The 15,081-nt window shown below is 59.7% G+C and carries 11 protein-coding genes and 1 tRNA gene; 6 read left to right on the forward strand and 6 right to left on the reverse strand.

The window, feature by feature from the left end:
• The first annotated feature begins 58 nt into the window (after positions 1-58).
• Positions 59-1,471: a polysaccharide deacteylase family 2 protein gene (locus tag N4A58_RS08150; RefSeq protein ID WP_293708870.1), complete on the forward strand. Its 1,413-nt coding sequence runs from the start codon at positions 59-61 to the stop codon at positions 1,469-1,471.
• Here N4A58_RS08150 and N4A58_RS08155 read toward each other — a convergent pair whose 3' ends face one another.
• The 6 genes from N4A58_RS08155 to fabI form a co-directional block, all read right to left on the reverse strand.
• Positions 1,472-3,004, reverse strand: a complete 1,533-nt coding sequence (locus N4A58_RS08155; RefSeq protein WP_293708871.1) for a hypothetical protein — start codon at positions 3,002-3,004, stop codon at positions 1,472-1,474.
• A gap of 223 nt (positions 3,005-3,227) precedes the next feature.
• A complete protein-coding gene (gene trpE, locus N4A58_RS08160) occupies positions 3,228-4,733 on the reverse strand; it encodes an anthranilate synthase component I (RefSeq protein ID WP_293708872.1) in 1,506 nt (501 codons plus the stop codon).
• A 15-nt stretch (positions 4,734-4,748) separates the two neighbouring features.
• The gene (locus N4A58_RS08165; RefSeq protein WP_293708873.1) at positions 4,749-6,593 is read right to left on the reverse strand and encodes a peptidyl-prolyl cis-trans isomerase; all 1,845 of its coding nucleotides are present in this window, start codon (positions 6,591-6,593) and stop codon (positions 4,749-4,751) included.
• 233 nt (positions 6,594-6,826) lie between these two features.
• Positions 6,827-7,327, reverse strand: coding sequence for a xanthine phosphoribosyltransferase (gene gpt, locus N4A58_RS08170; RefSeq protein ID WP_072707036.1), 501 nt, complete (start codon positions 7,325-7,327; stop codon positions 6,827-6,829).
• Positions 7,328-7,340: 13 nt separating this feature from the next.
• Positions 7,341-7,952 (reverse strand): LysE family translocator, encoded by a 612-nt coding sequence (locus N4A58_RS08175; protein ID WP_293708874.1) that lies wholly within the window; start codon positions 7,950-7,952, stop codon positions 7,341-7,343.
• Positions 7,953-8,759: an enoyl-ACP reductase FabI gene (gene fabI / locus N4A58_RS08180; protein ID WP_072707034.1), complete on the reverse strand. Its 807-nt coding sequence runs from the start codon at positions 8,757-8,759 to the stop codon at positions 7,953-7,955.
• 112 nt (positions 8,760-8,871) lie between these two features.
• On the opposite strand from fabI, the gene pdxH reads away from it, so the two are divergent.
• The 5 genes from pdxH (at position 8,872) to N4A58_RS08205 (ending at position 14,965) form a co-directional block, all read left to right on the forward strand.
• Positions 8,872-9,486, forward strand: coding sequence for a pyridoxamine 5'-phosphate oxidase (pdxH, locus tag N4A58_RS08185; protein ID WP_293708875.1), 615 nt, complete (start codon positions 8,872-8,874; stop codon positions 9,484-9,486).
• Between the two features lie 125 nt (positions 9,487-9,611).
• Positions 9,612-10,145 carry a cold-shock protein gene (locus N4A58_RS08190; protein WP_072707032.1) on the forward strand — a complete coding sequence of 178 codons (534 nt, stop codon included), beginning with the start codon at positions 9,612-9,614 and terminating at the stop codon, positions 10,143-10,145.
• Positions 10,142-10,609 carry a DUF192 domain-containing protein gene (locus N4A58_RS08195; protein WP_293708876.1) on the forward strand — a complete coding sequence of 156 codons (468 nt, stop codon included), beginning with the start codon at positions 10,142-10,144 and terminating at the stop codon, positions 10,607-10,609. The genes N4A58_RS08190 and N4A58_RS08195 overlap by 4 nt, the downstream gene beginning before the upstream one ends.
• Before the next feature lie 49 nt (positions 10,610-10,658).
• Positions 10,659-10,735 (forward strand) — tRNA-Pro (locus N4A58_RS08200).
• A gap of 591 nt (positions 10,736-11,326) precedes the next feature.
• The gene (locus N4A58_RS08205) at positions 11,327-14,965 is read left to right on the forward strand and encodes a vitamin B12-dependent ribonucleotide reductase (protein ID WP_293708877.1); all 3,639 of its coding nucleotides are present in this window, start codon (positions 11,327-11,329) and stop codon (positions 14,963-14,965) included.
• The last annotated feature ends 116 nt before the right edge of the window (positions 14,966-15,081 follow it).

The following is a 15,081-nucleotide window of genomic DNA, read 5'->3' on the forward strand; positions in this document are numbered from 1 at the left end:
CCCCTTGCAGGCGGGGGCATGTCTGCCGCTAATGCGGAAAACATAACGGAGGTGGGCAGTGGCTAGCGGATTCTGGAACGGAGTGGTCTGGGGCACATTCGTGTCCGTGGCAGGAGCTGTCACGGTGTCTTTGCTATCGGACGTGCCCGAGCAGGCAGCAAATCTACCCGAAATTCCGGTCGAACAGACCGAAACCGCGCCCCAAGTTGTGGTGGCAGAGCCGGTGCCAGATGTGGAATCCGGCGACACTCCCGCGCCCGCCGATCCCGCTATGTCCGAGGATCTGCCAGAGCCGATCGTCACCGAAACCGATCTCAACGCGCCCCTGACCGAGACAGAGCCCACACCCGAGATCGCCGAGGCGCCGCAGCAGCCCGAACCCGCAGCCGAGATCGAAGAAGCCCCAACGCCCGACGTCACCCCCGATGCGGTGCCAGAGTCGGACGCCCCGACACAGCCCGACGTGGCTGACGCCGAACCGGCCCCTGATGCCGAAAGCATGCCCGCGCCCCAACCCGACGCAGACGAGGCAGAGCCGGAAATGGACCTCGCGGACATCGTCCCCGAAAACCTGCCAGCCCCCGCCGCGCCCGACACATCGCCCGACCGCACCGAGCGCGCGCCCGTGGTGTCCGACGTGGCCCCCGAACTGCCCCCCGTCCAGCCAGAGGTCGTGGACCTGAACGACTCCGAAAGCCCAGAGCCGGGCCTGCCGGAACCTGCGGGCAACCTGATCGACGCCCGCCGCGCCGCCGCTGCAGAGCGGGGGCTGGACCTTGCCGACGACGTGCTGCCCCTGTCGGTCTACAGCACCGACTTTTCGAATCCCTCGGACCGCCCGCTCATGTCCATTGTCCTGATCGACACCCCCGGCACGGCCCTCGGCCCGCAGGTCCTGCGCGATTTCCCGTATCCCCTGACCATCGCCATCGACGCCTTGGCCCCTGACGCGCTCCAGCGGATGCAGGCCTACCGCGACGCGGGCTTCGAAGTGCTCGCCACCGCGAACTTCCCCCAAGGCGCAGGCCCCACCGATGCCGAAGTCGCCCTCGGCGCCATTTTCGGCGCGGTCCCCGAAGCCATCGGCTTGCTCGAAGCGGACGACGCCTCGCTCCAGCAAAGCCGCGAACTGACCGACCAAGTCACCGCCGTTCTGGCCGACAGCGGCTACGGCCTCGTCCTCCAGCCGAAGGGCCTGAACACCGCCCAAAAGGTCGCCGTCCAAGAAGGCGTCCCCGCCGCCTCGATCTTCCGCGATCTGGATGGCAAGGATCAGAACGCCGACGTCATCCGCCGCTTCCTCGACAACGCGGCCTTCCGCGCGCGCCAAGCCGAAGAGGGCGTCGTCGTCCTGACCCGCCTGCGCCCGGAAACCATCTCGGCCCTCCTGATCTGGGCCCTCCAAGACCGCGCCAGCCAAGTCGCCCTCGCGCCCGTCTCGGCGGTCCTCAAGAAAAGCGTGACCGAGTAATCAGACCATGCCGCCCAACTGGGCAATCCACATCAGCAGTTTGAAATACGCTTGGAAAAAGCCCCCCAATAGGGGCTTTCCCCATGCGGTGAACATCTGCCACAGCAGGAAGCTCCCAACCAAAATCGGTGCTGCCCAAACCACCCCCAGAACCATCGGCAACAAGGCTTGAGATAAGGGCGAGGGTTCATCGACCTCGATCCACTTCGCCAACTTGCGCCGCCAATCACGGCCCCAAAGTCCCTGCAAGCCGATCAAACTCACGCACAGGTGTAAGCCTGTAGGTACCATAGTTGAAAACACCATTAACAAAGCCCAACTCTGGCTCCAATGCCCCCCGTCCTTCATCTCTTCAACGCCATTTAACAGCGCGGGCAAATCCAGCAACGCGCCCCCCGCCAACTGGTCCAGCACATGCAGCACCGCAACCAGAGTGACCCCCAGCCCGAGGAACAACAGGCAAGCAATGAACAGGTCCAGCAAACCCCACAGAAACGGCCAAGGCTTCGACTGCCCGCGCCGCAGCAGGCTCAGGGTCACCCCATAGCTGATCCAGTCGAATACTCCATTGATCAGTGGGAAAATTCCAAGAAAGACAAAAAGGCTTTTCCTGTCATCTGAAACCTCGATCCAAGGGATATACCAGACCAAGCCCGAGACCAGCGCGCACATAAATATCATGTGGAGTGATAGAAAGTGTAGGTGGATGGGTTGGAGTTCCTTGAAGGCACGGGCTAATGCCGCTGTAACAGCAACAGCGATTGCGCCCTCTAAAGAGCCTGCTAATTCGATTGCAGATGCACCTGCGAAAACGAGTGCTACTGCGAGTGAGATCGCCCCATCAAACGCAACTGCGAAAGCGCCTGCAAAGAGGATTGCAAACGCAACTGGATCTCCAAACCCACTAGCGACAGCTACCGCAATAAATAGACCAATTAACTCAAGGCTTTCGATGATCTTTGTTTGCAAGCTTGTAAAGGAAACTTGGCGTCTCTGCGAAGTAATAAGAAAATGATGCTTCAGGCAGATAAATAAAATTAAGGTTGCAATGGGTGCCAGCGCGAAAAGCCGTTCTTGGCTTGGCTCTGCACCAATGATCTTGGCACTTCCTATGGTCGCGGCATTCCCCGTCCACAGCCAATACCCTACCGCAGCAAAAATTGGATAGACCACAGCAAACAACAGCGCCTTGTCATAAAGCTTTGCCGTCAACGCGCCCTTGGCTTGCGCAGACCATTTTGCCCGCTCGCTGACGTCCGGATCGCAAAACCGTCGCCACACCCGTGTCAAAAAGAACCGGGAAATAACCTGATAAACATGTGTGTAGCGTCTGTGCCGCAAAAAACGGCCGACGCGCCGACGATGGTTTTCATCTTGGAGCGCGAGCCAAGCGATGATCACCGCAAGGCACCAAAGGATGTATGAAAAATGAAGCCAAAACCAATCCCAGCTTTTGGGGACATACCCGATCACACCGATCGATATGATAACGGCGAAAACCGCCAGAAAGTCCACGCGAAATGGGTTGGTCATCAATCAGTCTCATATAAAAATACAATCATAGATTGCCAAAATCAGACCTCCACGTCACCCCCAACGTCAGTACGTTTGCCATACGCAAACCAGACGCGATCCAGACCTGCCGTATTTGTCATACAAAAGGGGCGGTCCCATGCGGAACCGCCCTTTCTGCTTTGTAAAAATACTCAATCAAACCGGTTACCACCTGCACCTACGCAGGCAGCAGGGTGCAGCCTCAGGAATTCCCGCCGGTAAACCGTGCCGCATCCTCTGCCGCGCGCTTGATCGCCTTGGATTTGTTGACCGTCTCCTGATACTCCGCCTCAGGATCAGAGTCGTAGACAACCCCGCCACCTGCTTGAATATAAAGCTTTTTGTCCTTCACGACGGCGGTGCGCAGGGCGATACACATGTCCATATCCCCATTGGCGCTAAAGTAGCCCAGACCGCCCGCATACACGCCGCGTTTCTCCGGCTCCAGCTCGTCGATGATCTCCATCGCACGCACCTTCGGCGCCCCCGAAACTGTCCCAGCAGGCATCCCAGACAAGAGCGCCGCCAAAGCATCCTTGTCTTCTGACAATTCGCCCACCACGTTCGACACGATGTGCATGACATGGCTGTACCGCTCGACAATAAACTCCTCCGTCGGCCTCACCGTCCCGATTTTGGAGACCTTACCCGTATCATTCCGGCCCAGATCCAGCAGCATCAGGTGCTCTGCCAGTTCCTTCTTGTCGGCCAAGAGATCGGCTTCCAGCGCGTCGTCCTCGGCGGGCGTTGCGCCGCGTGGGCGGGTGCCGGCGATGGGGCGAATAGTGACCTCGTTGTCGAACACGCGCACCAGAATTTCTGGCGACGCACCAACCACTTGGAACCCGCCGAAGTTGAAATAGAACATGAACGGCGAAGGGTTCGTGCGGCGCAGCGAGCGATATAACGCGAACGGGGGCAGGGGGAAATCCTGCGTCCAGCGCTGGGACGGCACCACTTGGAAGATGTCACCGGCGCGGATGTATTCCTTGGCCTTTTCGATGGCGGCGAAATAGCCCTCTTTGGTGAAGTTCGATTTCAGCTCACCCAGTTCTTGTGCCTCTCCCAAATCGCGGGGGGCGTGAGCAGGGCGGTCCAGATCGCGCAGGGCGTCCATCACACGCTCGGCCGCTTGGGCATAGGCCGCGCGGGCCGACAGGCCGGGTGTGACCCAAGCAGGGCTAACCAGCGTGACCTCGCCTTTGACACCGTCCAGAACGGCGACCACGGTGGGGCGCATCAGGCGGGCATCGGGCAGACCCAGCGGGTCAGGGTTCACGTTAGGCAGGTGCTCCACCAGACGGATCATGTCGTAGCCCAGATAGCCGAACAGACCCGCGGAGGCCGCGGGCAGATCTGCTGGCAAATCGATGCGTGATTCCGCGATCAGGTGGCGCAAAGCGTCCAGCGGCGCGTCAGACTGCTCTTCCCATGCGGTGGGGTCGAAGCGGGCCTGACGGTTGATGCGTGACGCGGTCCCACGGCATTCCCAGATGATGTCGGGCTTCATGCCGATGATCGAATAGCGACCGCGCACTTCGCCGCCGGTCACGGATTCCAGAACGAACGCGTCAGGCGCATCGCCTGCCAGCTTCATCATCAGCGACACAGGCGTGTCGAGGTCTGCGGCGAGGCGGGTATAAACGACTTGATGCTCTCCGGCCTCGTAGGCCTGCGCAAAACTGTCAAAATCGGGGGTCAGAGCCACGGCTGCGGACCTTTCTTATTGAAACTGGGCTTTGACCGCGTTGAGCGCGGCCTGATTCAGTTGGACGCCTGCATCGCTGCGCAGGGCTTCGAGATAGGCTTGGAACAGTGCCTCAGCGGTCTGGGACGCCGCCTGCTGCTCTAGGAAGCCGCGCATCTGGGTAACCTCTTCGGACTCCATGTCGGGGTCCGAGACACCATCAAGGCGCACGATGACAACCTTTTCCGCGCCCTCGACCAGATCAATCGCGCCTTCTTCCATTTCGAAGATGTGGTTGTTCAGGGTGGCGGGGGTGTTCGGCAGCATCTGGCCGCGGCCCACATTCTCGGCGGTTTGGATTTCCACCTCGTCCAGCGCGGCCATGTCACCGGCGTCAAGCGCAGCTTGCAGGGCTTCGGCGCGGGTCCGCAGCTGGTTCATCATTTCGGCGGTTTGCCATGCGAGTACGACTTCGGCGCGCACGTCTTCCAGCGGAATGGGGCTGGGCTCCAGATCGCCATCGACACGGGCAGCAAAGATGCCGCCATCGCTGAGCTCGTGGATCTCGGGGAAGTCGTCTACGGTCAGGCCATTGGCCACGCGGCGGAACTCTTCGTAGCCCGCGATGTCGCTCTCTAGTCCGTCGTAATACTCGATGGTGCCAAGGGTGGCTTCCGTCTCTGCGGCGACCTCTTCCAGAGTGGCACCAGCGGCGAGCATGTCATTCAGATCCTCGGCTTGCTGCTCGATCACGCGGCGGGCGCGGTCGATGGCGAACTCGTCGCGCAGGTCGGGCTTGGCCTCTTCATAAGAGGTCGATTGCTCTGGCAGGATGGCGTTCACGCGGAACAGGGCAGGGCCGAAGTTGCTGTCCAGAGGGCCTACAACGCTGTCGGCCTCGGCGGCAAAGACACCTTCGCCTGCGCCGTCCAGATCGTCCTGCGCCACATCCCCAAGGTCGATATCCGCCAGTTCCAGACCGCGCTCGGCGGCCAGATCTTCAAAGGTGGCCTCGCCGCTGTCCAGACGCGCCTTGGCAGCTTCGGCCGCCTCGGCATCGGGAAAGACCAGACGTTCGACCAAGCGGCGCTCGGGAGTGTAGTAGCGGTCCTGATTGTCCTCGTAGGCTTGGCGCAGGATGCCTTCGTCCAGCTCGACGGTGTCGGCCAGCATGACAGGAGTCAGTTCGACATAGGTGATGCCCTTGCGCGCGGGCAGGGTGAAGTCAGCGATGTTCTCGTCATAGAACGCTTGCAACTGCGCGTCCGTGGGCAGGGGCTGCGTGGCGGGTAGGCTGGTCGAGTTGATGACGATATAGGTGATGTCGCGCTGCTGCCCGATGTAGTTCAGCAGCAAATTCACATAGTTGTCCGACGCTTGAATGCCACCGGTCACGGCCCCCTGCAGGAAGGTGCGGGCGCTTTCGCGGCGCAGTTGCGATTCGAACTCGGCCTCGGTCAGGCCCGCGCGGTCGAGCGCGAATTTGTAAGCCTCGCGGTCGAATTCGCCGTTCGAGCCCTGAAACGCCTGAATGGTAAAGATCTGGTCGGCCACAGCGGTGTCGCCAACCGAGACACCGATATCCGACGCTTCGTTATCGAGGGTGGCAGCAATCACGACCTGCCCCAATGCCCGCTGTTCGATGCCCATCGCGGCGGCATCCGCAAAGCTGACAGGAGAGCCCATCTGCGCCGAGAGCGCGTCCAGTTCGCCCCGCAGAGCGCGGGAGTAGGCTTCGATCTGGATCGGGGTGTCGCCGACGGTGCCGACATTGCCGACGGTTCCGCCAAAGTTTGTCACACCGAACCCGCCAAGACCGGCGATCAGCCCGCCCACCAGAGCCCAGACAACGATTTTGGAGCCTTTGCCTGCTTTTGCCATGATGCGCGCCCTCCTGAAAAATTTCTGTCCGCCACTGTCTAAGCAAGCGCAGGGCGGGCCGCAAGCGGTGCTGGCGGTTTGGCGCGGATTTGAAGGGGGCTTGGGGATGTTTGACGGGGGCAGGGGGCTGTCTGCCCCCTCCTGGCGCGGGGCGCCAATTCACCCCCGAGGGTATTTGGCCCCAGATGAAGAGGGGCAAAGAAAAAGGGCGCCTAATGTGGCGCCCTTGGGGATCAGTCTTTGCCGCGATAGGGCTCCACATACTGGAGCGCCATGTCCCACGGGAAGAAGATCCACGTGTCTTGGCTGACCTCGGTGACAAAGGTGTTCACCTGCGGGCGGCCCATGGGTTTTGCATAGACCGTGGCGATTTGTGCCTTGGGCATCAGGGCGCGCACGGCCTCGAGGGTTTTGCCGGTGTCGACCAGATCGTCCACCACGAGAATGCCGGTGCCGTCGCCGATGATGTCCATGTCGGGGGACTTGATCACCTGCGGGGCGGACTGGGTCTGGTGGTTGTAGCTTTTAACGCTGATCGTATCGACGGTGCGGATGTCCAGTTCGCGGGCCACGATCATCGCAGGGGCCATGCCGCCGCGGGTGATCGCCACCACAGCCTTGTAGCCGTCTTCGGGGGCGTCGCTTTGCAGGCGCCACGCAAGTGCGCGGGCATCACGGTGCAGTTGGTCCCAGCTGACGTGGAAGCCTTTTTCGTGGGGCAGACGATCTGTCATTTGTTGTTATCCTTCAGGTCGTGGCGATCTTGAGACCGAGTGCGGCGAGCAGGCCGCCGAGAACGCGGTCGATCGGGGCCTTGAGGCGCATATATCCGGCGCGGGTGGTCTCGAGCGAAAACAATCGAGCAACGAAGATATTCCAGATCGCTTCGTTGAAAAAGACAATCATTAGGATTGCCGCAAAGGTCGTTACGTCAGCATCGTGCGGGACGACTGACACAAAGACCGCGCCAAAGAAAACCGCAGGTTTGGGGTTCGCAAGCTGGGTGGTGACCCCGAGGACGATGGCCCGCAGAGGCGAGATTTTGGGCGCCTTGACCGTGCCGACGTCCAAGGGTTCGCGCGCGCCGCGCCACATCTTGTAGGCGCACCAGATCAAGTAGGTCGCGCCGACAACCTTGAGCGCGATCAACAGCTTGGGGGCCACTTCGAACAGGGCGGCAAGGCCTAGCATCGCGGACGCGGCCCAGAAACATGCCCCGAAAGCAAGCCCGAAACTGAGTGCGGTTGCGGATGCCATCCCCCGAAGCATCGCGACCCGCGCCGTCATGAGGACGGCCGGGCCGGGGCTCATCGCGGCCACGAGGTGGACCGCGAAGACAGGGATCAGAACCGCGAGCATTTAGCCCTTGGTGATGTCAGGGGCGTCGACAGCCTTCATGCCGACGACATGGTAGCCCGCATCGACGTGCAGGTTTTCACCGGTCACGCCGCTGCCCAGATCGGACAACAGGTACAGAGCCGACTTGCCTACGTCTTCGATGGTCACGTTGCGGCGCAGGGGCGAGTTGTACTCGTTCCACTTCATAATGTAGCGGAAATCGCCGATGCCGCTGGCGGCCAGAGTCTTGATCGGGCCAGCGCTGATCGCGTTGACGCGGATGTTCTTCTTACCCAGGTCTTCGGCCAGATACATGACCGACGCTTCCAGTGCCGCCTTGGCCACGCCCATGACGTTGTAGTGGGGCATGACCTGCTCTGCACCGTAGTATGTCAGGGTCACAGCGCTGCCGCCTTCGGTCATCAGTTTTTCCGCGCGCTGCATGACAGCGGTGAAGGAATAGACCGAGATGTCCATGGTCATCTGGAAGTTGCCGCGGGTGGTGTCCACGTAGCGGCCGCGCAGCTCGCTCTTGTCCGAGAAGCCGATGGCGTGAACGATAAAGTCCAGCTTGCCCCATTTGGCTTCGAGTTCGGCGAACAGAGCGTCGATCGACGCTTCGTCATTCACGTCGCAGGGCAGGACGATGTTCGAGCCCAGTTGTTCGGCCAGAGGTCCGACGCGCTTGAGCAGCGCTTCGCCCTGATACGAGAATGCCAGTTCTGCGCCCGCATCGGCGCAGGCTTGGGCGATGCCCCATGCGATCGACTTGTCGTTCGCCAGGCCCATAATCAAGCCGCGCTTGCCGGCCATCAGTGCTGTTGACATGAGGTATCCCCCGCTCAGGTCTTGGAAATGCTGGATGTCGTTTAGGCGATTGGCGAGGGTGCATCAAGGCACTACCTTGGCCGCAAAACACCCATGCGACTCTGGAGAGACTATGGAAGAGCAAGAAAACCGCAGCGGAATTTTCGCAGGCGAGGACCCGTTCGAGATTGCGCGCCGCTGGTTGGCCGAGGCCGAAGCCACCGAGATCAACGATCCCAACGCGATTGCCCTGTCGACCGTAGACGCCGAGGGGCTGCCCAATGTGCGCATGGTCCTGCTCAAAGAGATCGAGGACAGCGCGTTCGTCTTTTACACGAACTACGAGAGCGCGAAGGGGCAAGAGATCGCTGCGACGGGCAAGGCGGCCTTTGTCATGCACTGGAAGAGCCTGCGCCGACAGATCCGTGTTCGCGGTATCGTCGAGAAAGAGGACGGTCCCCAAGCAGATGCCTACTATACGTCAAGATCGCTGAAGAGTCGTCTTGGGGCCTGGGCATCAGAGCAATCACGGCCCCTCTCGTCGCGCGGAGCCCTCATGGCAGAGGTTGCACGCGTAACCGCTTCGAAGGGGCCGAACCCGGCGCGTCCGCCGTTCTGGGGCGGGTTCCGAATCAATCCCTTAGAGATAGAATTTTGGGCAGATGGCGCCTTTAGATTGCATGATAGATTTCAATGGAAACGCAGGGAAATTGGCGAAAAATGGACAATTCGCCGCCTGAACCCCTGAAAATTGCTTATGATACAAAAAACAGTCTGTTGCTTCGACATTTGTGCAAAATCTTAGGGGTTGCATGTTACAGGCTGCAGCATCACTACTGAGGTTGTTGGGGAACTATTTTTGGAATTGATGCTGTGAACGGAGAAAAAGGTGGCCAACGTGTTTCCGGCCACGTGAAATGGTTTGATCCTGCAAAGGGTTTTGGGTTCGTCGTTGCGCATGAAGGCGGTGCAGACATTCTGCTGCACGCCAACGTGCTTCGGAACTTCGGACAGAGCTCTGTTGCAGATGGGGCAGGTATTGAGATTCTCGCTCAAGAGACGCAGCGCGGTGTTCAGGCCGTCGCCGTACTGTCCATCGAGCCACCGAACTCTACCTCATCCGCTGCGCTGGCAGACTTCGAAGAGATGGACCCAGAGGTCATCGCCTCGGCAGAATTGGTGCCGGCGCGGGTCAAGTGGTTCGACAAGGGCAAGGGCTTTGGCTTCGCAAACATCTGGGGCCGTCCCGAAGATGTATTTGTCCATATCGAAGTGTTGCGCCGCTCTGGTCTGGCCGATTTGCAGCCGGGCGAAGCAGTCGGCCTGCGCGTCATCGAAGGCAAGCGGGGCCGCATGGCGACCGAAGTCTGCGCGTGGGAAGCGGCGATGCGAGGCGGCGACGCATGAAAATTTGGGGGTGGGCCGCCGTCTTAGGATGTTTTGCGGGCCCGCTCTGGGCAGAATGCAGCGAAACGCGGGTGAGCCTGCGCGGAGACTGGGGAACAGCATCATTCTCGGTCGAGATTGCTGATGATAACGCCGAGCGTGCGCTTGGCCTGATGCATCGCGAATACATGCCCAAATCGCACGGCATGCTCTTTGTCTACGAGCAAGAGCAGCCACGCGTGTCGTTCTGGATGCGCAACACCCTGATTCCCCTAGATCTGCTCTATATCGACACCGCAGGTGTTGTTCAGGAAATCCACACTGCCGAGCCATTGGATGAAACCGCGATCCCGTCGTCGGGCCCGCGGCTCGCAGTGTTAGAGATTAATGGCGGTTTGGCTGATGCCATGGGCATTTCCGTGGGCAGCCAGGTACGTCATCCGGCCTTTGGCGACGATGCCGCATGGGCTTGTGACACAAAATAATCAAATCCCTCTTTTCTTTGTCGTTTCTTCGGATTAAGGAGAGGCCAGTCGGGGTGTAGCGCAGCCTGGTAGCGCGTCTGTTTTGGGTACAGAAGGCCGTGAGTTCGAATCTCGCCTCCCCGACCATTTCACCAAATCTACAGAATTACCTCTCAACCTGAGAGTGCCAGATTCGCGGTCACATTGTGGATTCTGCGGGTGTTTGCGTGCTTTGCATGGGTGAATCATGCCTATCTGTGGTTCTGCAATTCCATACCCCGCGATATCCTTTGACTGACAAAACTATCCTTTTGGGACCGCCAAAAAGGTAAGGCCAAAGAGCGGTTTCGAGTCCGCGTCTTGCACTGAGTTGCGTAAAACGTCGTAGATTAAGGAAAAATTGAAAACGTTAACGGACAACGTCTTTTTCAAGGCCTGATTGCATGAATCACCGACTCTCACGGGCCTGTGATTAGGGGGATTGATGCAACCCCAAATGTCGAAATCCCGCGATAAAAAATCCGTTGACCATGTAGTGCTGCCTACGCCAGATTGTGCTGGCAAGGCGGTTGCCCACTAGATTTGGTGGCCCATGCAGCGGCAGGCAGACAAGCTCGCTCTTCGTTCTTTGAGGGGCCAGCGCGCCAGAGGCCAACACAAGAAAAGCAACGCAGCGGTTCAAACACCGCGACCCGCCATCCGGCGGGCTGGATATATTTTGCCGACACGGGGCACTTTATGAAGATCGAACGCAAATTCACCAAAGCCGGACAAGACGCCTATTCCGAACTGGAATTCGTGCTTACCACTTCTGAAATCCGCAATCCCGATGGGACCGTGGTCTTCAAGCTGGATGAGGTGGAGGTTCCTGCGAAGTGGAGCCAGGTCGCCAGTGACGTGATTGCGCAGAAGTACTTCCGCAAAGCGGGTGTGCCGTCTGCGACCAAGCGAGTCAAAGAAAAGGGCGTGCCAGAGTTCCTGTGGCGCTCCGTACCAGCCGATGATGCGGTAATGGGCGGTGAGACCAGTGCCAAGCAAGTGTTCGACCGTCTGGCTGGGGCTTGGACCTATTGGGGCTGGAAGGGTGGCTACTTTACCACCGAAGAGGACGCTCAGGCCTATTTCGACGAGATGCGCTATATGCTGGCTCGCCAGATGGCCGCTCCGAACAGCCCCCAGTGGTTCAACACCGGTCTGCATTGGGCCTATGGCATTGACGGTCCTAGCCAAGGCCACTTCTACGTGGATTACAAAACCGGCAAGCTGACGAAGTCGGACAGCGCCTATGAACACCCGCAGCCCCATGCCTGTTTTATCCAATCGGTCAGCGATGACCTAGTGAACGAGGGCGGCATCATGGACCTGTGGGTCCGCGAGGCGCGCCTGTTCAAATATGGCTCGGGCACGGGCACCAACTTCAGCAGTCTGCGGGGCGAGGGCGAGGCTCTGTCCGGTGGCGGTAAATCGTCAGGTCTGATGGGCTTTCTCAAGATCGGTGACCGCGCAGCTGGCGCGATCAAGTCGGGAGGAACTACTCGCCGCGCCGCCAAGATGGTGATCTGCGACGCGGACCACCCTGACATCGAAGAATTCATCAACTGGAAGGTCAAGGAAGAGCAGAAGGTTGCTAGCATCGTTGCCGGCTCCAAGATGCACGAGGCCCGCCTGAACGAGATTTTCGCTGCGATCCGTCAATGGGATGGCAGCACCGAAGACGCGGTTGATCCGGCCAAGAATAATAGCCTGAAATCGGCCATTCGCGGCGCGAAAAGGAACGCGATCCCAGAGACTTATATCAAGCGCGTGCTTGATTATGCCAAGCAGGGCTACAGTAGCATCGAGTTCCCGACCTACAACACGGACTGGGACAGCGAGGCCTATGCAAGCGTCTCAGGTCAGAACTCGAACAACTCCGTTCGCGTGACCGACGCGTTCCTGCAGGCGGTCAAGGATGATGCCGATTGGGAACTGATCCGTCGCACCGATGGCTCGGTCGCCAAGACGATCAAAGCCCGCGACCTGTGGGAGCAGATCGGTCACGCCGCTTGGGCATGCGCTGATCCGGGCATCCAATACCACGACACCGTCAACGCGTGGCACACATGCCCCGAGGACGGGCAAATCCGCGGCTCGAACCCGTGCTCGGAATATATGTTCCTTGACGATACCGCGTGTAACTTGGCGTCGATGAACTTGCTGCAGTTCTACAAGGACGGGCAGTTCCAAGTAGAAAACTACATGCATGCCTCGCGTTTGTGGACCCTGACGCTGGAGATTAGCGTGATGATGGCGCAGTTCCCATCCAAGGAAATCGCGCAGCTGTCCTATGACTTCCGGACCTTGGGTCTGGGATATGCGAACATCGGCGGTCTGCTGATGCAGATGGGCTATGGCTACGACAGTCCCGAAGGCCGCGCGATGGCCGCGAGCCTGACGGCGATCATGACCGGCGTGTCCTATGCGACTTCGGCCGAGGTGGCGGGCGAGCTGGGGACCTTCCCCGGCTACGAGCGCAACGCACAGCACATGCTGCGTGTCATCCGCAATCACCGCAATGCCGCCCATGGCAACACGGATGGCTACGAAGAGCTGGCTGTGAAGCCTGTGCCTCTGGACATTGCGAACTGCCCTGATCCGCGCCTGACCGCCATTGCGGCCAGCTGCTGGGACGAGGCGCTGCGTCTGGGGGAACAGCACGGCTACCGTAACGCGCAGGCCACTGTGATTGCGCCCACCGGCACCATTGGTCTGGTCATGGACTGCGACACCACCGGCATCGAGCCTGACTTCGCACTGGTGAAATTCAAGAAACTGGCCGGTGGCGGCTACTTCAAGATTATCAACCGCTCGGTCCCGTCGGCCTTGGAAAAACTGGGCTACACCAGCGCGCAAATCGAAGAGATCGTCGCCTATGCGGTCGGTCACGGCAGCCTTGGCAATGCGCCTGGGGTGAACCACACTAGCCTGATCGGTCACGGCTTCGGCAATGCGGAACTCGAGAAAATCGAGACCGCGCTGGCGACCGCTTTCGACATTCGCTTTGTGTTCAACCAGTGGACGCTGGGAGAGGCCTTCTGCAAGGACGTTCTGGGCATTCCGGCGCCGAAGTTGGTTGACCCCACCTTCGATTTGCTGCGCCACCTTGGCTATACGAAAGCAGAGATCGACGCGGCCAACGACCACGTCTGCGGGACCATGACGCTCGAGGGTGCACCGCACCTGAAAGCCGAGCATTACAGCGTGTTCGATTGCGCCAACCCCTGCGGCAAGAAGGGCAAGCGCTACCTGAGTGTCGAGAGCCACATTCGCATGATGGCGGCGGCCCAGAGCTTCATCTCTGGTGCGATCTCCAAGACCGTGAACATGCCAAACGACGCCAGCATCGAAGACTGTCAGAAGGCTTATGAGCTGTCATGGGAGTTGGGGGTCAAGGCGAACGCTCTGTACCGTGATGGCTCGAAGCTGAGCCAGCCGCTGGCGGCTGCGTTGGTCGAGGATGACGACGATGCCGCCGAAGTGCTGGAAACCGGCACGCCGCAGGAAAAGGTCGCTGTGATCGCCGAAAAGATCGTCGAGAAAATCGTGGTCAAAGAGGTCATCAAGACCCAGCGCACCAAGCTGCCCGAGCGCCGCAAGGGCTACACCCAGAAAGCGATCGTGGGCGGCCACAAGGTCTATCTGCGCACCGGCGAATATGGCGATGGCAATCTCGGCGAGATTTTTATCGACATGCACAAAGAGGGTGCCGGCTTCCGCGCGATGATGAACAACTTCGCCATCGCGGTGTCGGTTGGCCTGCAGTATGGCGTGCCGCTCGAGGAGTTCGTGGATGCGTTCACCTTTACCAAATTCGAGCCCTCGGGGCTGGTGCAAGGCAATGACTCGATCAAGAACGCAACCTCAATTCTGGATTACATTTTCCGTGAATTGGCGGTGAGTTATCTGGATCGGACCGACTTGGCGCACATCAAGCCCGAAGGCGCGTCCTTTGACGATCTGCACCGCGGCGACGAGCAGGACAAACGCAACTTCCGCGAGGTTCCAGAGAGCCGTGGCAACGACCCGCTCGAGGTTCTGAAGCAGATCAGCTCGTCCGGCTATCTGCGCAAGCGTGTGCCCGCTGAACTGGTTGTTTTGCGTGGCGGTGGAGATATCCACAGCGAATCCGTTGACTCCAAAACTGAGTCACTTCAAGCCCTTACAACCCTCGCGCCCGAGGCCGACTCAGCTCCTGCTGTGGGAATCGATGCGCGAGCAAAAGCAAAGATGCAGGGCTACGAAGGCGAGGCTTGCGGGGACTGTGGAAACTACACCCTCGTACGGAATGGCACCTGTATGAAGTGCAACACTTGCGGCGCAACAAGCGGCTGTAGCTAACGCCTGCCAAACCTTGGCAGGGCGGCAGGCACGCCCCGCCAAGGTGTTGGACACGAGGCAGTTCGGAACGCAGACCACCGCGTTTCGTAAAAGAAAACAACAGGGTGAGGGTCTGC

Source organism: Donghicola sp. (assembly GCF_025210255.1).
GTDB classification, from domain to species: Bacteria; Pseudomonadota; Alphaproteobacteria; order Rhodobacterales; family Rhodobacteraceae; genus Donghicola; species Donghicola eburneus.

Excerpts from the sequence above, each read along its gene's own strand:
- N4A58_RS08155 (WP_293708871.1), bottom strand. The coding sequence starts at position 3,004 with ATGACCAACCCATTTCGCGTGGACTTTCTGGCGGTTTTCGCCGTTATC.
- N4A58_RS08165 (WP_293708873.1), bottom strand. The coding sequence starts at position 6,593 with ATGGCAAAAGCAGGCAAAGGCTCCAAAATCGTTGTCTGGGCTCTGGTG.
- gpt (WP_072707036.1), bottom strand. The coding sequence starts at position 7,327 with ATGACAGATCGTCTGCCCCACGAAAAAGGCTTCCACGTCAGCTGGGAC.
- N4A58_RS08175 (WP_293708874.1), bottom strand. The coding sequence starts at position 7,952 with ATGCTCGCGGTTCTGATCCCTGTCTTCGCGGTCCACCTCGTGGCCGCG.
- fabI (WP_072707034.1), bottom strand. The coding sequence starts at position 8,759 with ATGTCAACAGCACTGATGGCCGGCAAGCGCGGCTTGATTATGGGCCTG.
- pdxH (WP_293708875.1), top strand. The coding sequence starts at position 8,872 with ATGGAAGAGCAAGAAAACCGCAGCGGAATTTTCGCAGGCGAGGACCCG.
- N4A58_RS08195 (WP_293708876.1), top strand. The coding sequence starts at position 10,142 with ATGAAAATTTGGGGGTGGGCCGCCGTCTTAGGATGTTTTGCGGGCCCG.
- N4A58_RS08205 (WP_293708877.1), top strand. The coding sequence starts at position 11,327 with ATGAAGATCGAACGCAAATTCACCAAAGCCGGACAAGACGCCTATTCC.